At 58.8% G+C, this 16,791-nt stretch carries 10 protein-coding genes and 2 pseudogenes; 7 read left to right on the forward strand and 5 right to left on the reverse strand.

The features are described from left to right. A complete protein-coding gene (locus LB565_RS28630) occupies nucleotides 1–2,037 on the forward strand; it encodes a hypothetical protein (protein WP_224589435.1) in 2,037 nt (678 codons plus the stop codon). Here LB565_RS28630 and LB565_RS28635 read toward each other — a convergent pair. Together LB565_RS28635 and LB565_RS28640 are read right to left on the reverse strand one after the other, a co-directional pair. Beyond that, nucleotides 1,967–4,060, reverse strand: coding sequence for an acyltransferase family protein (locus tag LB565_RS28635; protein ID WP_224589436.1), 2,094 nt, complete (start codon nucleotides 4,058–4,060; stop codon nucleotides 1,967–1,969). The genes LB565_RS28630 and LB565_RS28635 overlap by 71 nt on opposite strands. Beyond that, a complete protein-coding gene (locus tag LB565_RS28640; RefSeq protein WP_224589437.1) occupies nucleotides 4,057–6,072 on the reverse strand; it encodes an acyltransferase family protein in 2,016 nt (671 codons plus the stop codon). The genes LB565_RS28635 and LB565_RS28640 overlap by 4 nt, the downstream gene beginning before the upstream one ends. Nucleotides 6,073–6,473: 401 nt before the next feature. On the opposite strand from LB565_RS28640, the gene LB565_RS28645 reads away from it, so the two are divergent. Further along, the gene (locus LB565_RS28645; protein ID WP_224589438.1) at nucleotides 6,474–7,487 is read left to right on the forward strand and encodes an NAD-dependent epimerase/dehydratase family protein; all 1,014 of its coding nucleotides are present in this window, start codon (nucleotides 6,474–6,476) and stop codon (nucleotides 7,485–7,487) included. Next, nucleotides 7,484–8,269, forward strand: coding sequence for a glycosyltransferase family 4 protein (locus LB565_RS28650; protein ID WP_224589439.1), 786 nt, complete (start codon nucleotides 7,484–7,486; stop codon nucleotides 8,267–8,269). Before LB565_RS28645 ends, LB565_RS28650 begins: the two co-directional genes overlap by 4 nt. An 870-nt stretch (nucleotides 8,270–9,139) precedes the next feature. Here LB565_RS28650 and LB565_RS28655 read toward each other — a convergent pair. Next, nucleotides 9,140–9,340 (reverse strand): hypothetical protein, encoded by a 201-nt coding sequence (locus LB565_RS28655; RefSeq protein WP_224589440.1) that lies wholly within the window; start codon nucleotides 9,338–9,340, stop codon nucleotides 9,140–9,142. A gap of 413 nt (nucleotides 9,341–9,753) precedes the next feature. On the opposite strand from LB565_RS28655, the gene LB565_RS28660 reads away from it, so the two are divergent. From LB565_RS28660 to LB565_RS28670, 3 genes and pseudogenes are all read left to right on the forward strand, one after another. Then, complete coding sequence (locus tag LB565_RS28660; RefSeq protein ID WP_224589441.1) at nucleotides 9,754–10,821, forward strand: cyclic nucleotide-gated potassium channel; 1,068 nt, start codon at nucleotides 9,754–9,756, stop codon at nucleotides 10,819–10,821. 87 nt (nucleotides 10,822–10,908) lie between these two features. Then, nucleotides 10,909–11,099 (forward strand): annotated as a pseudogene (locus LB565_RS28665) (magnesium chelatase domain-containing protein); the annotation flags it as partial. Nucleotides 11,100–12,272: 1,173 nt separating this feature from the next. Continuing rightward, entirely contained in the window at nucleotides 12,273–13,475 is a 1,203-nt protein-coding gene (locus LB565_RS28670; RefSeq protein ID WP_224589442.1) for a porin, read from the forward strand. Nucleotides 13,476–13,694: 219 nt separating this feature from the next. Here LB565_RS28670 and LB565_RS28675 read toward each other — a convergent pair whose 3' ends face one another. Further along, nucleotides 13,695–14,024, reverse strand: coding sequence for a tetratricopeptide repeat protein (locus tag LB565_RS28675; protein WP_224589443.1), 330 nt, complete (start codon nucleotides 14,022–14,024; stop codon nucleotides 13,695–13,697). A gap of 611 nt (nucleotides 14,025–14,635) precedes the next feature. Between LB565_RS28675 and LB565_RS28680 the strand changes: the two genes are divergently transcribed. After that, nucleotides 14,636–15,235 (forward strand): hypothetical protein, encoded by a 600-nt coding sequence (locus tag LB565_RS28680; RefSeq protein ID WP_224589444.1) that lies wholly within the window; start codon nucleotides 14,636–14,638, stop codon nucleotides 15,233–15,235. Nucleotides 15,236–15,247: 12 nt separating this feature from the next. On the opposite strand, the pseudogene LB565_RS28685 reads toward LB565_RS28680, so the two are convergent. Beyond that, a pseudogene (locus tag LB565_RS28685) lies at nucleotides 15,248–15,937 on the reverse strand (site-specific integrase); the annotation flags it as partial. Between the last annotated feature and the right edge of the window lie 854 nt (nucleotides 15,938–16,791).

Here is a 16,791-nt window from a genome sequence, read left to right on the forward strand (position 1 = left end):
ATGAGCGGGATAGCCCACCCGAAACGCTCAGCCAATTCGATGCAATTGCTAGGGTCGATGGGCGCGAACATATCGGCGGGCCTCTGTACATTCATCGTTGTTCTCTACCAGTGCTGGTTCATGCCGTATTTTCTGCCGTTCTTCACAGGGCGGGATGAGTTCGCTCGGCTGGTGTTCCACGCGCTCTATGGCGGTGTGTTAACTATTGCGCTTACCGTACTTGCGATGCGCGCGGACGTGCGCAGGGCGATTTTTCCGCTTGCCATTGCCGCGATCTTGGCTGTTGTCCCGGTCGCGCTGCATCCAGTCGAGATTGTCGCTAAGTGTTATCTGATCACGCTTTTTCTTGGCGGCGCCGGAATTGTCTTCATGCTCGCCTCTAACGCTGCGATGGCGTTGCGCGTTTCGGCCTGTGTCACCGCGCTTGGCGCGCTGACGTGCTTCCTCGATCTTCTGTTTGGCAACGGTTTCACCAACACACCAGGCCGGGCAGCCGGCTTGGCGATTAACCCCAATGTCGCGGCGGCCGGCCTCTTGCTTGGCGCTGCGGCGAGCTACCGTTCAGTCTCGCAAAAGTGGCGTGCTAGCTTCCTTGTTCTGGTGGGTGCAGCAATGCTTGCCACGCTGTCGCGGTCGACCCTGCTCGCCGCGCTTGGTTCCGCGGTAGCGCCGCTGGTGGTTCAACTCTGGCAGCAATACCGGCGAGACCGACGTTTTCACATCAATCTCCAGGGCTGGGGGAGGGCGGGGATCGTCGCGTTTGCGCTGTTGGGTGTTATCGGCGTCGCATTGGCCACAAACGCCTATTTCCGGCTGGCTATCGATGAATCCTTCGCCGGGGTCTTGTCGCTCAGCAGGGCACTCGACGAAGCATCCGAGGCTGTCGATGCGGCTGATGGTCCACCTCCTTCGGGCGAAGTGGCCGCGGCTGCGACTGAAGATGTTTTGACCCAGCAACCGGCTCCGTCCGGTCCGAGCATGTCTGCGGACACCAAGCTGGCGCCGGGGAAGCCTGCGACGGGTTCAGCTTCGGACCGCAATGCGGATCAACCAGCAGACGCGGTCGCTGCATTCTCTTGGGGCTCTCCCTCTACGCCCGAGGTCAGCCCGACCAGGAGCGTCAACAAGATGCAGGCCCTCGACCAACGCCTGACTGACGAGGGCATAAGAAACTCGATTTCGGCACGAGCCCTCTTTCTGCAACGCGGCATGCTTGCCTACCGGGAAGGCGGGTTCTTTGGTCGCGGACTTAAAGAAGCTCAGGACTTGGCGCCGCACAACACCTTTCTCCTCTTCGCAATCGCCTTCGGTCACCTCGGCTGGCTTGTCCCAATCGCTCTTGTTGGATTCACCTTCTGCTTTGCCCGGAGCGCCGGGGATCTAGGCCTTGGTATATCCGTCACAGGGGTGATGCTGACGTCCCATGACGTTTTGCTCACGCCCTCTCTTTTTCTGCCTGTTGCCCTGGGAATTGGCGGCATGATTGCCGAGCGCAAAGGGACTACTCGACAGTCACCACCGACAGGCGAGGGTGCGCCCTGGGGCTTTGCTTTCGGTACCGCAGCAGGCGTGGGCATGTTTGTTGCGGGCTGCATCGCGATCCTTCTCGTCACGCCGCCGCTTTCAACCGGGCGACTCCAGGGCCAGGCCACGTTCACCGCACGGGGCGCATATGAGACGTTGCTGCCGCGTTCACAATTTCCCGGCCTATTCCGGTTCAACACCATTGCCGGTATTTCTCCCTCGCAAGTATCTTACATGAGTGAGGACAGCAAACCCCTGCGGCGGGTGAATTGGACCCCGCATGCATGGCCAGCGGTCGGGCCCGGCCAGTACACATTCCGTCGGCGGGACGCAGTTCTGTTCGCGACCACGGATTCAAGCGATCCCCGGAGGAACGACCGCGACTATGAAATCACGGTTCCGACCTCAGTCAGCGTGCTGTGCTTTGCTCTTATGGGCATGATCATCGCTTGGTCGATTGCGACGATGGCTGCCGTGTTGACACCGACAGATCGGTCTCGAGTCTCTGGATGATTTTCGGGACAACGAGCCTCGCACCGAAAATCGAGAGATGGTGGTCGTCGACGTAGAGACTGTGTCCCTGGCCGTCCGTCACACTGCACTTGACTGCTGAGCATATTGTGTCGACCGGGTCCACCATGTCGAAATCGGGATGCGTTCGCGCGAACGCGTCAAACGCCGCTTTAAAGGCAAAATGCTCCACTCGCGAAGGTATTGGGCATGGCAATGACAAATATGTTGGTCTCAGAGCGCAAATCAGGTTGGTATTTGGGGCATTGCCGATCAGGATGACCGGACCACGAAAACCTGCATATAATTTCGCAAGATCCCTAAGCATCGCTGGAAACAGCTTCTCCAGATCCGGCAAATCGACGGGAGCGCCATCGGCTTTTCGCTCGAGGAGGTTGCGATATCCAGGCCAGCGCTGGCCCTGGACGATCGCCAGGATGCCGCCAGCCTGTAACCAACGCGCGGCCTGGCCGTTTGCCGCCCGGCAATGTCGCGTGATGGCGCCGGTCGTCCGGGTCTGAAGATCCGCACCAAAATAGCAATTCCCGGCTTGCGCCAGCAAAAAATGGAACTCATGTCCACCAAGCTCTGCGAGAGCGCGGGTGTAATGGTCTATATGCGAGTCTCCGACGACCAGGATCTTTCTTGGGCTTCGAAGATTCCCGAACTCACAGAAATCTTCGCAAGCCAAAGAGCCAGTAATTGCCTTCAATGCTGAAGTGTCGACGAACTCATCTCCTGCTGCAAGGTGCTGTATCCGCCAGGGCATTCCCCCTGACATCGCGTAGCTGACCGCGCCGAAGATGGCGAGGCCCCCCAATGACAGTCTGAGCGGGGTTATCAAAAATCGGCCTTTTCGATACGGCTCCTCAATCAGGTGAAACATTAAGGCCGCCAGGATGAGAGATAGCAAACCGACAAGGGCGGCTTCCGCCGGCAGCAATGATCGAAGCAGACCATATTCGCAAAAGACGATCAAAGGCCAATGGACGAGGTAGAGCGAATAGCTGATGCGACCGATATAGAGGGCGGGAGGTTTGCGAAGAACGCATGCCGTCCATCGTGCTTGATCCGCGTGCAGGGCCATCGCGGTTCCGACCGCCGGCAGGAGCATATTCCAAGCCGGAGCCCCCGACCCGGTATCGAAAATCAAGATGGCGCTCAGAACCAGGACCAGCCCTACCAACATGACGAATTCGTGGATAATGAGGGAGCGCGGCTTGGGGAGCCACACCAAAGCCCCGCCGCAAGCGAATTCGAATGCCCGGAAAGGCATGTTGTAGAAGACGGTCGCTTGGCCGTCGGCGACCCATTCGGCAACCCGCGTATGTGCAAGCGGCCAAAATGATCCGTCCTGAAACGCGAGAATAAGGCCAAAGCTCAATGCCCCGATGGCCGTAATCAGCCATTGCATGCGCTGGGGATACCAGGCCAGCAGTGCCGACAGCAGCAATGGCCAGATGAGATAGAACTGCCACTCCACGCTTAGCGACCAAGTGTGCAGTAGCGGCTTCAGCCGCGCGGCGAGGTCGAAATAACCCGACTCGCGCCAGAATAGGACGTTGGAAGCGCCGAATATTGTTGCCACCAACGATTGGGCGAAGTTGTCCATGTGCTGAGGGGCAAACAGCAAATATACGCCTATGCACGAAAGCGCCAACGTCGCGAAGAATGCCGGCAGGAGGCGGCGAGCGCGGCGCGCATAGAACCGCGCCAGACTGAAGCATCCTGACTTGTCTTCAGCCACCACGACGCTGGTGATCAGGTATCCGCTGATCACGAAAAAAACATCGACGCCGGCAAAGCCACCGGAGAAGCCGGCAATTCTCAAGTGGTACAGAAGCACTGCTGAGACGGCAAGCGCTCTGAGGCCGTCTATTTCTGGTCTATATTGGCTCCGCGCTGACGTGATGTTGGATAAGGCTGTGCCGGCATGCCCTGCAAAGGGCAGGGCGGCGCTGTTTTCCTGGCAGCCCAGCTCGGCCGCTTTTGAGGATGTGGGTAGGGTGCCCGGGTTCCCGTTCAATTGCTTCTGAGGGCTGCTTGGGATTGATCGGCGTTCGCCGCCGATAGCGGGGCTTCTTCCCGATTTGCATCGAGAGCCGTGTAAAGCCCCATCATCTGCGCAATCGTGTCTTCGGTCGATGGCTTCAGGTTTCGGCGCAGATGGGAAGCGTCCCGATAGATGAACTCGCCATTGACGTAGGTGGCGCAGTGTCCGTCCGGACACATCCCTTTGAGAGGATCCACGAAGAAAACGGCATGTTCCCGTGTGAGCGATCTGAGCGCGCTGACCATAGGCGACCAAACCCGAAAGATTCGCGCGCTATCCATTTCGGTGGAACAGCGTCGTAGCATCCCGCTTGCGCGCATCACTGCGCACGAAGTCAAATCTAGTCCCGGGCCAGGCATCTGCCCGATGATGCCAATGCGCCGGCGGGGACTAGCAATGTCCCTGACGAGGTTGCGCAAACCATCGCGTAACAACAGGACTTTGTCACTTTGCCGTCCGTCATCGGCAACGACATCAGTATAGGAAAGGCTTGTCCAGGCGGAAGACAAGACCACCAGGTCAATGTCTTCTCTTTGTTCCAGCATGCTGCGCACCGTCTTGCGAGATGACGCGCAAATCTCCTGGTAATTCGGCTGCTCCGGAAAGTCCCGGTGGACCCCATCTCCAAATGCTGCCGGGCAGGCCCGGTAGAGAAAGAATGCCGTATCTTCTCTTTTGCCCACCGCGTCGAACAGGGGCGCAAGATGCTCGGCGTGGCTGTCGCCCCACACAATGGCGTGGTGCGCGGCGTTGCGCCATTGAGCTCCGAAGGCGCAAAAGCTGCTTCCCAACTCGGGAACGTTGACTGTTTGTGGACATTGCCAATCCCACATCGCATCAAGGCTGCGCATGGCCTCGACGTCCTTTGAAACTCTCCCGGTAAAGCCGCCGGCTTCGAATATCGCATTGGCACTGAGACAAACGATCACCGCGGCAACAGCTCCCGCGACGAGAGTTCTGGATGCAGGTATGCGCAGATGGCGAATGGGTTCTTCGACGAACAGCCAGGAGAGATAGGCCGCCCACCAGGCCGCTGCGATGAGGATCGATGTTTCCATCGCTGTCGGCATCGCCGTGCCAGCGTAGTGGCGGAAAAAGACCAGGATCGGCCAATGCCAAAGATAAAAGCTGTAAGATATCTTACCCGTCGATCGCAAAGGCGTGCTTGCAAGCAGCGTCGACACTGCTGACGGTCTGCGCGGCCAGATGAGCAAGGCTGCGCCAAGCGCAGGTGCAAGAGCGCCAAGACCAGGGAAGGGTTGGCTGGGCGACAGCCAGACGATGCTAGCTCCCATCAGGCAAAGGCCAATCAGCCCGGACGTTTCGGCAACAACCCGGCGTTCTATGGGCGGCGCGAAGACGAGCAGGGCGCCGAGAGCCAGTTCCCAGGCTCGACAGAAGGGCAAGTAGAAAGCTTCCTTCGGATCGACCGCCACCAGATAGAGTCCGATCGAGAAGCTGGCCAACGCGACCCCGGCTATGAGCGCGGCGACGGGAAGCTGTCGGCCCGGTGCGATCCTGGCGCAAGAAAGAAGCAGGGCGGGCCATACAAGGTAAAACTGCTCTTCAACACCGAGCGACCACAGATGCAGCAGCGGCAAAAGCGCGGCCTCGCGGTCGAAATAGCCAGTGTTCCACAGGAAGTAGTAGTTTCCCAATCCAAGTGTGGAATAGACCGCGCTTCGCGCCAACCCGGCATAGTCGCCGGGAAGAAGCAGGAACCAGCCCGCCACGAGCGAGAAACAGATCATCACCAACATGGCCGGCAGGATTCGGCGGGCTCGCCGACCATAGAATTCGAGCAGCGACAACCTGCCGCCGTCGGCCGTCAACAAGCGCGTAATTAAGTAGCCGGAGATCACGAAAAAGACGTCGACGCCAACGAATCCGCCCTGAAATCCAGGCAACTCGAAGTGAAAAAGAATGACAGCCGCAACGGCTAACGCGCGCAGCCCATCAATGTCTGGGCGATAGTCGGATTTCAAACCTCTGTCCCGCCGATCTGACAAGACGTAAATAGCGTAAGCGCATTCGATGAGTCGATAACGGATCCACGTAATGCGCAGCCTTTTCTGCGGCCTCACTCATTCGAACATTGGCGCATGCTCAGCGATGTCGCCTCATAGAAATATGGGGATACGCTCAGAATTTGTTTCGCTCTGGATGTCCAAAATCGAGATACTTGTAATTAGGCGTTAGAGTCGGCTCTGCCCTTTGTTTGGGGGCAACCTGTTTTTCCGGCTGCCTATCGCATAGGGCGATTGCTGTTGTACGTCGAGACCATTGATCCCCGCTCGACAAAAAACGGGTTGTTCGCTCCTTGCTTGACTGTATAAACAAGCCGACCCGTGCATTGCGAGGTTACGGGTAGATCAGGAGGGTCACGGTGGGCAACCATAGTGCGAGCATGGTTGAGTTCGGGCCGCAAACGCATGTCCTGGTCACAGGCGGCGCGGGCTTCCTTGGGTCGGCACTGGTCGATTTGCTGCTTTCTCGCAATTGCAGCGTAACTGTTGTTGATGATCTTTCGAACGGCTCACTGCGTAACCTTGCGGTGAAGGACCCCCGGCTCACGGTCCGCACATTCAGGATCGGCGATCCGACATTCAGTGCGACCGTCCACGAGGAGGTTCGCCAAGCGGACGCTGTTTTCCATCTTGCCAGTCCGATCGGGGTTCAGCTTGCTCATCAGGAGCGTTTCGCCGTTACTCGAAGCATTATCGAGTCGGGTTTTGCGGTCATTGAGGCGTGCCGATATCACCGACGGCCGCTCCTTTTTACGTCCAGTTCGGAAGTATATGGCTCCGGGCGCGATCGCCCAATCATCGAGGCTGATCCTGTGACTACGGATCTGCGGCCGCGCTGGGGCTACGCGGCAGCCAAGGCGGCGATCGAGCATCTGGTCGCGGGATTGTTTTTCGAGTTCGGGATTCCGACCTGGATCGTGCGACCATTCAATATGGCCGGACCTCGCCAGAGCCCGGCAACCGGCTTGGTGCTACCTGTCTTTGTCCACGCCGCGTTGAAGGGCGAGCCGCTCATTGTGCATGACGATGGCGAGCAGAGGCGGGCATTCCTGCACGTTGCCGATGCTGCGGAAGGTTTGCTGTTGGTTATGCAGTCCCGTTCCCTGCACGGACGGCCGGTCAATCTGGGTGGAAGCGAGCCCGTTCAGATCGGCAATCTTGCCAAGATGGTGGTTGACGCCGCCAAAACGAACGCTCCCATCGTCATGAAGCCTTCCAACGCGGTCTACGGTGACAGGTTCGCCGTCACTTACGATCGGGTTCCAGATACGAACCTTTTGACTACGGTGACAGGCTGGCGTGCTGTGAGAAGCACGAGACAAACGATCCTTGATTGCATCGAGCATATGCGCATTGAACGAGTGACGGCTTGACATTTAGCTCATTGGTCCCGTTCCTCGGCGCTTTTGTCATAGCAGTTCTTGGGACGTGGCTGTTCGCACGCCTTGCTGAACGAATCGGGGCTGTCTCGCGAGTAAAGAGTGATCGCTGGCACACATCCGGCGAGATTCCGAGACTGGCGGGGCCTGCTTTCCTGGCTGCGATGTCGCCGTGGCTTCCGATCAATCACATCATTTTGCTGGCTTTGTTTTGTCTGGTCGGGGGCTTGGACGATATTAGATCCCTATCAGCCGGTGTCAAAGCCGCGGCTTTGGCTGGTGTAGCGATCCTGGCGGGCATCCTGACAGGTCTCTGGTGGATACCTTTGGCCATCTGGGTGGCATGCAATGCAGTCAATATGCTCGACCACGCGGATGGATTGGCTGCCAGCACCGTTGCCGCGGCTTTTCTGGGCCTTGGAGAGCAGGCTGGTATTGCTGGCGCGGGGGCATGCATGGGCTTCTTGTGCCTTAACTATCCGCCGGCGCGCGTCTTCATGGGCGACAGCGGCAGTTTCTTCCTTGGCGCGGCGGTGGTGCTAACGGCAGGTGGGCAAGGTTCAGTCCCGGTGGTTGCCTGGATCGCCGTTCCTTTGGTCGACGCCGCATTCGTTGTTACCAGTCGTCTGCTGCGCAATAAGCGTCCTTGGGTGGGTGGCACGGATCATCTAGGGCACACTCTGCTGAGATCGGGGATAAGCGGGAAAATGCTTCCCCTCATTTATGGCATTGCGGCTCTCGCCATTGGAATGGGAATTACATCTCGGATAAACTAGGCTTTCCGGGATTGCCTCGATCTTCGTCGCCAATATGTGAGTAGCCAAAGAACGGAAGCGCGTGCCTCGCATCCAAGTCGTTCCTTGGCAAAGAGGCCTTCGAGGCCGTCTGTCCGCATTCGGCCGCAACTCAGTCATCTCGAACATTCATTGGGAGGCCGGTCCCTGGAGGCTAGCGGAGACAATTGGTAAAGCTCGGAATGCGGCGACAACGCGGTAAGCACTCGGTTTGGCAGTGGTCTGCCGAAATCACAAACCAGGAAGCGTGGCGACTTCTGGATATCTGCGCCATCTCGGAGTCCACGGCCACGATCAAAACCCGACGACTAGCGAATGTCGGTTTCAGTGGCTGGGCGTCCCCTGCAACCAAGGTACTTGCACTGCCTCATGCGTCGTTTTTGCAGCGGGAGAGGGGACGCACTCAATCTGTCTCCTTGTTGTTCGGTCCGCCAGACCATACGAGATCATACGAAGGATATGGACTGGCTAACCATCCGCTAAGCCATTGATTTTCTTCCAACGCATCACACCCTCCGAACTTGCTGGCCTTATCAAGGGGCCAGCCACTTGACAGAAATCTTCAATCGTTGAAAGGCGGCTCCAAATGTGCCGGGCAGGGCAGTTCCAGGCATTTGGACGACAGGAGCCTTGGGGACTTTCCGGCCCTCGACCGCGGCTTGGTAGGCCTCCTTGAATCCCGGTTGATCGGGGGCCGGCAGACTAACCACACGCTCCTTCGTCCGATAGCGCCAGCGAACTTTGCCGTGTCGGTCGGTGTAGGAGGAGAGGCCGGGATATTTGTCGCTCATGGCGGACCGAATCTATTCCCTGCGATGATTCCCTTGCAACAGGAAGTCGACGATATTTTCTTCATCGTCTCCCAGGTAGTTCGGTAAAGGCGGCTTCGAGTTTCACGCGATCCCAAATCACGCGGCCGTCAACCTTCTTCGGTCTAGGCATGCGGCGGTCAGCAACCATTTGATCGAATTTGGTAACGCCCACGCCGACGTATCGGGCGGCTTCTTCGCGTGAGAGACCCCGTGGGGGATAGGAGAGGGTGTCGCTCTTCATGATCCTCGCCGCCGGCATATGTCCGCCTAGTGCCGGGACTTCCGTTCAGAGATCAGGATCTAGATCGCATCAACCTCCGCCGGAAGGGCGCCGATCGAGCACTGCGGCAAATTTCGGGCCCGGCGTAGAAATAGGATGGGTGTGGGAGTTCCAGCCGCGCTTGGCGGCCATATCGTCCTGACATTGAGGCTAATTAAATCCGGCACCGCGATGGCCGATCGAAGTCTCCGCTGAGTGCCACCCGCGGACAATTGTCCGGACCAGGTCATTCTTGTCGGTCGTGTCCGGTCGCGAAGCAATCCCAGACATTTGAGTTCACCATTGGTGATGCATATCGCAGCGACCACACGCGCCTTTGCGCTTGCCTCGAAGGCATTCTATTTTGGGAAATTATAGCCGCTGGTGGGCATAGAATGTCGGTACTGCCTATCTTACGAATTTACGCGCCGCTCAACGCGGTGCTGGCCGCGCCTGGGCTTCTGGCGGTGGCTGCCCTCACGGTACCGGACATGTCCGAACGAAGCAGAGTGGCTCTGGCTGCCCTGCTCGCCGTCATTTGGGGCGCCTATCTTGTGCAAATGGTCGCGACGCTGCTCAAGCGCCGGGAAGGAGACGTTCGGGACAGGACGCCGGCAATCGCCATCGATGTGCTCGCGGTTTTGATTCCACTCGCGGCATTTCTGCTCGTCGGCACACCCGACCGGAGCCTCTACTGTGCTGTCTGGCTGTTGAAACCGCTGCGCGACTCGACTTTCTTCCCAGTGCTGGGCAGAGTCCTGGCCAACGAAGCGCGCAATCTGATCGGCGTCACCACGCTCTTCGGCGTCGTTCTGTTCGGCGTCGCGCTCGCGGGCTATGTCATCGAGCGCGGCATCCAGCCGGAAAAGTTCGGCAGCATCCCCCAGGCAATGTGGTGGGCGGTGGTCACGCTGTCTACTACTGGCTATGGCGACGCTATTCCGCAAAGCTTCGCGGGCCGCGTCCTTTCCGGGGCGGTCATGATGAGTGGCATCGGCATCTTCGCGCTCTGGGCCGGCATTCTTGCCACCGGCTTCTATCAAGAAGTCCGTCGCGGTGATTTCGTCCGGAATTGGCAATTGGTTGCTGCCGTACCGTTGTTTCAGAAGCTCGGCCCGGCCGTGCTGGTCGAGATCGTGCGCGCGTTAAGACCCCGCACGGTGCCGGCGGGCGCGGTGGTCTGCCGCATTGGCGAGCCCGGTGATCAGATGTTCTTTGTCGTGGAGGGCCGCGTCAGCGTCGCGACGCCGAACCCGGTGGAGCTTGGCCCCGGCGCCTTCTTCGGCGAGATGGCGCTGATCACCGGCGAACCGCGTATGACGACCGTCAGCGCTGCAACGGTGGTCTCACTCCTGTCGCTGCACTCGGCGGATTTCCAGATGCTATGCGGCAGCAGCCCGGAAATCGCGGAAATCATCCGCAACACCGCCCTTGAGCGGCGCGGCACGGCGCCGATGGCTTGACCATACTGGGCGCGCGGTTCCGGACTGTGTACCATCTCTGCCTAAGATCGCGATCAGACGGCGCCCCCTTCTCGTAATGTTCTTGCGATCGAGGCCTTGCCGGTCGATGTCCAGGTGATGATCGCACCGGGCAAGGTCGCCATGCAGACCGTCAGCCTGCAGACAAGGCGCTGGCCGAAAGCCGCGAGCGCGTGCCGGCAGCACTCCATGCCTCGGGCCTATCGATGCCGACGAAGAAGGTGACGGTCAACCTCGCGCCAGCGGATCTGCCCAAGGATCGCAAGGCCAAAAGGCAACAACAGCAGCTAGTCTAGACTCCGGTGGATAAACTCCCGGCCGTAATTGAGCGACTGCTAATGTGCCTATAGCTTGAGCAGCGCGGGGTTACACACCGCCAATCCCGCACCTGGCCGGTGTGGTCCGCTGATATCTCCCCAGTCCCAGGCTGCACCGGCCGTCCTTCGAGGAGCCTAAGCCGCGTAGCTCCTGGTAGCACCGGCGATGCCAGTGAGAATTGCGGCGTCCGACAAACCCCACGACGCCGCATGTCCCTGAGGGCGAATCCCCGACCGAGCAGTACCGTCACTGACCCCGAAATAATCCGCATCCCGGCGGATCAGACGTGCTGATGGTGTGGCTAATTAAAGGCAGGCCGCGCTGTGCTGCCACGAAACCGCGCTGAGCGTCAAATTGCTGACCTCTGCTTGCGTGAAATTACTGCCATTCCCCCACGGCATGGAAACCCAATGCATGTTGCTGGCCCTTGGCGTGTTTGTTCCGATAGCACGCCAAGCGATATCGTCGCTGAGCTAATGGGGGCAGTTAAATGAGCGACGGCGTGGTACGGCAAAGTCCGCGATTCTGGACGACCACCACGAGCGTCGGTCCGCCGCTGATTTGAAGGTTGGAGCGCTATGGCCTTCAGAATCGCGAAAGCCAGTTCCAGCGAATCTTAGAATCCAATGATGGGATTCGAACCCACGAGAAGCTTACTCCCTTAGCAGGGGAGCGCCTTCGACCACTCGGCCACCTCTCCGTGACAGCGCTGATAAAGAAAGGCGCAGGCACAATCAACAAACGGGGCCATATCGGCGAGGTTTTAGTAGGCCAGGCGCCGATTCTGTCGCGAGGGCCTCCTGGGCGACTCGGAGACCCTGCGGCAATTCACGCGATGATTGTCGGATTCAACCGTCGCACACCTCAATGGTTAACGAGAACTTTCGGAGTGAGGCAAAATCGTGACGTTTCTGCAACACACGCAAGGCATAGAACATCGAGGGAGCCCTGGCCTGTACGATCGTGGTTGAACGGCGCCGGCTCATGGGTAATGTCAGCTTCGAAGGAGCGGCGCGGTGCGCATCTTTTTCGGTAGTGGGGATGGGGCAGGGAACGCTGTCCTTCAGCAAAAAATACCCAGACCCGTTTTTTAACTTTTGACTGGAGGTCAGAAAATGAACATCAAGAGCCTTCTGCTCGGCTCAGCTGCGGCCCTGATCGCAGTTTCCGGCGCCCGCGCCGCCGACGCGGTGACCGTCGCCGAGCCGGAACCGGCCGAATACGTCAAGATCTGCGACGTCTACGGCGCCGGCTACTTCTACATCCCGGGCACCGAGACCTGCCTGCGCATCGGCGGCTACATCCGTTACGACATCGGCGTCGGTGACATCGGATCGTTCGATGGTGCTCGCAGCCACGACGTCAAGGACGGCAAGGACCAGGGTACCTTTGAAAAGCATGCTCGCTTCTCGATGAAGACCTGGACCGGCCAGGAGACCGAGCTCGGCACGTTGAAGACCTACACCGAGACCCGCATCAACTTCCAAAACCACAATGCCGATCTCGACCCGAACGTCGCTGAGAACACTGGGATCTCGCTGAACTTCGCCTGGATCCAGCTCGGTGGGTTGCGCGTCGGTAAGGATGAATCGGCCTTCGATACGTTCATCGGCTACGCCGGCAACGTCATCCAGGACACGCTCGTCCCCTACGGCGGCTTCGACACCAACGTCGTGCAGTACACCTTCGATGCCGGCAATGGTTTCTCGGCCATAGTCTCGCTTGAAGAAGGCTCGGGCGGCGGCTCTGCTGCCACGCCAGGCCCTCATTTTAACGCCGGCTCTTTCACTTATTACGGCGTTGGTACCATCGACTCCTATGTTCCGCACGTCGTCGGCGGCTTGAAGTGGACGCAAGGCTGGGGCGCCGTCACCGGCGTCGTTGCTTACGACAGCAACTACGAATCGGTATCCGGCAAGGTCCGTTTGGACGTGAACATCAACCAAGCGTTCTCGCTGTTCATCATGGGCGGCTGGGGCAACAAGAGCCACCTCGAGGATACGAGCTACCACGACTATGCAGGCGGCCGCGGCTTCTACAAGCCGTGGGGCGGCAGCTGGGCAGTGTGGGGCGGCGGCACCTACAAGTTCAGCGACAAGGCCTCGTTCAACGCGCAGGTTTCCGCCGATCAGTGGAAGAATATCGGCGTCGCTGCGAACGTTGCCTACACCGTCGTTCCTGGCTTCACGGTCACGGCCGAAGTCGACTACTCGCATGTCGGCAAGTTTGGCAATTTCGACGGAAACTTCTACAATTGGACCGGTGGCACCAAGAAGAACAGCGTCGGCGGCTTGCTCCGCTTCCAGCGCGACTTCTAAGGCCAGATATTTCTGGGACAGGGAAACCCGGCGGGCAACCGCCGGGTTTTTTGTGAACAGAATGGTCGTCAGATCAGACTGCTGCGGCGCTATAGTTCGCCGAACTGACATGAGAAACTTAAGGTCAGGTATCGGCTAGTTCGCCCCAACGCTTCGATCAGGGGCTGGGTCTCGCTCTCGTAATTCTTCCATAGGCTGCGGGCACCGCGATGCGCCGTCCTATCGCCTCTTGAGATGGAGTGCGGCTTCGTCCATGCGTCGGACGCTTATGAGCGCGCGAGGCAGCCCGATCCGGGCCAGAGGGTGATCTCGTTCGATCTTGAGCGCCCTCTCAAAAAGCGGCAGCGCCATTTCTCCCTTGTCAAAGGAATTGTACGCAGCGCCCAAGGCGCAAAGAGCTTCCACCAGGTCCGGCTTCGATGCCAAGGCCTGCTGAATGTGCCTGATTGCTAGCGTGAATTCGCTAAGCTTCAGGTAGGCCTCACCGAAGCTAAGGTGGTAATAGGGATTTCGCGGCTCTTCCGCGACCGCACGGGCAAAGTACCGCAAGGCCTTCTCGTTGTCGTATCCGATGCCGAGGGTTCCAGGGTGTAGAAAGCCAAAGGATGGTTTGGCGTACGCGCCAGAACTTTGAGGCAGAGTTCCTCGTCGTCCGGCAATTGATCGGCTTTTTGCAGCTCAAGCGCCTGCCTCGACAGCATATCGTCAGCCTGATTGCGCGGGCTGGGCTGCAGCTTGGCTTTCGGTGGTGCAGCTTTGGGTGGTATGGCCTTCGCGGCGGGTCGAGTTTTGAGGTGCTTTGCCGAGGCAGGCGGCAATCGATTGCTCATCTCTCTTGGCTAGCGAAGCGACAACCGGAATCTAGACCTCCATGCACACGAAGAATCTTGCACCCCTCTAGCCGCCGCGGTAGCAACAAACTCCTTTTTCCCCGGTCTCTGCCATGCTCCAATGTCCTCCACCTACGCTGATGTTCGCCGCGTTTCCTGACTCGGTGTCGTCCGTTGATCCGAAAGAGCGGCAGTGCGATCGTTGTTACATCCTTCGAGTTTCGGGGCAGGGACATGGTTACTAGGCGCCGTCTAGCCAGAGCAGTTCACAACGTTAAACTTACGCGCCGCGAGGACCTTGAAGCTCGACTGTACTCTGAAGTTCAGAGAATGCTGAAAGAGCATGATCCAACCATCCGTTTGCCTGCCGTCCGCACTGCATCAAGGTTGGCTGCGGTTATTGCTGCTCAAATTGTTGTGCAGACTCAAGCTACCCAGCGTTCTTTTAAGACAATTGAGGAGGACCTTTCGGAATATGCGACAGATTTTGTTAGTGGTCTGATTGACGAGACCACGAAGACTTTCAATAAGCGATTAAGCAAATTCCGCGCGAGACCTCCCCAATTATCGCTTGAGGCTACAATCGAATTAGCCGATGATTGGGCTGGCCCAGTAGCAGGACCTACTGAGATAGAAAGGTACTTTGGAATACCACGATCCACGCTCTATCGATGGCAGAAACGCAACGAGGTGGTGTCGATAAACTCTCGAACGAGCAGCAAGCCAGTTTTCCCTTTGAAGCAGTTCGTTGACGGGCGCCCGCTCAGCGGGATTGCGGAAATAATTTCGATATTCGGCGATCAGCGCACCGCTTGGCTATGGCTGGTGACGCAACGGTCCGATTTCGGCGGGCAGAGCGGCCTGGATCTCCTTCTGGAGCGAAAAGTCGATATGGTCACAAGCGCTGCCCGCGGCTCCACGCCTATTTGAGGGTTGACGAGATCACGCCTTCGAGCTCTTGCCGCGCACCTCGACCACTCCGCTCTCGTTGCGAGGAGCTTTGGCAGGTGTAGTCAGCAGGGACGCAAGCGCCGGGGCCTGTGGCGGGCGCGGCTTCTCCAGCACCATGACACAGCCGTCGAGATCATTGGTCGCCAGATGCGCGTAACGCATAGTCATCGACAGCGTCTGGTGACCCAGCCACATCTGGACGCGCCTTATGTCAATGCCACCCTGGACGAGACGTGAAGCGCAAGTGTGACGCAGGATATGCGGCACCACCTGCTCGTCGGCGCCAAGACCGACTTCCGCCTTCGCCTGGTTCCAGATGGCGCGGTACTGCGCCTGGGTCAGCATGGCGAACGGGCCTTTCGGCCGGCGCCCTTCCGTGTTCGGCGGCAGCTTGACCACCTCTTTGACCCGTTCGGTCATCGGGATGGTGCGGCTGCGGCCAGACTTTGTGATCCAGAGGCTGCCCCGGTGGTCCTGGATGCCATTCCAGATCAGGCCGAGCGCCTCGCCGAGGCGGCAGCCGGTATCGACCAGGAAGACGGAGAGTCTGTAGGCATCCTCGCTGCGGCTCCTGATCGCGGCGAACAGCCTCGCTTCCTCGTCTCTTTCGAGGAAACGAATCCGTCCCGCCCGCTCCTTCTGGCGGCGGAACTCCGGCAAGCTGTGGATATCCCCCATCTTCTTAAACAACCTTGGTTCTTGCGACTCGTTGTACCGAAAAATCAAGTTCTGAGAAGAAAAATCGCAAAGTGCTCGAACTCTTTCTGCTGTGATCGAGGCGCGCATCGCCGGACAAATGGTGGAGGCCTTGCCTATGACAGGGCCAGTTATCCTGCGAATCCGGAAATCCAGTTGAATTGGGTTCCGCTTATCCAGAGCAGTGTCTCCTGGTCGACGGGACAGCACCCCCCCGTCGCACCAATGGCCCGTTGTCCGCACCACGGCAGCGGACCGCAAAGGGCCGATCATGCCTTCCATTCTGTGACCTTGGCGAAGATCAGGTCGCCGACCCCAGTCACATACCTGGTCAGGCGCAGCCCGGGCGGCGACTCCAGATTCTGACGACGCCAATTCGTCGATGCAGACGGGACGGTCCTCGCAGCTTATCACCACTCGCCCGCGAATGGCGTATCGCCTGAGCTGGTGCATAACGGGCAAGGATCGGCAATCAACGGGCTGTGCGCTCTTTGCCTTTGCTCTTGGCTGGCTTTGCCAAAGCTTGTCGGTCGAGCCGCTCGCCTTTGCCACTCTGACCGCTCCGCGGCTAGTTTGGCGCCACCGTCGGGCAATCTCTCAAGCACAAGGCGAGAACCGTCGGACATCAGGCCGGTGCCGGTTAGGCCCGCCTAGGTAGAAGCATAATAGCGAAGGCCGGAGCGGCGATGAAGATATAGGCCCGCCGACGTTCGCTTTGCACATGGCCGCCATTCCTACGGTTCCGTCGGTTAGCCAAAGGCGCGGTTGTGTGCGTCAAGTTCTGCAAAAGGGGCGGCCACGAGGCTGGTCATGCGGCTTGGCGCAGAGCGAGCTTCTTG

The sequence above is a fragment of the Mesorhizobium sp. CA14 genome, from assembly GCF_020165195.1.
Taxonomy (GTDB): Bacteria; Pseudomonadota; Alphaproteobacteria; order Rhizobiales; family Rhizobiaceae; genus Mesorhizobium.

Bases quoted from the DNA above. Each gene is read 5' to 3' on its own strand.
- LB565_RS28630 (WP_224589435.1), top strand. From the start codon at position 1: ATGAGCGGGATAGCCCACCCGAAACGCTCAGCCAATTCGATGCAATTG.
- LB565_RS28655 (WP_224589440.1), bottom strand. From the start codon at position 9,340: ATGAAGAGCGACACCCTCTCCTATCCCCCACGGGGTCTCTCACGCGAA.
- LB565_RS28660 (WP_224589441.1), top strand. From the start codon at position 9,754: ATGTCGGTACTGCCTATCTTACGAATTTACGCGCCGCTCAACGCGGTG.
- LB565_RS28670 (WP_224589442.1), top strand. From the start codon at position 12,273: ATGAACATCAAGAGCCTTCTGCTCGGCTCAGCTGCGGCCCTGATCGCA.
- LB565_RS28680 (WP_224589444.1), top strand. From the start codon at position 14,636: ATGCTGAAAGAGCATGATCCAACCATCCGTTTGCCTGCCGTCCGCACT.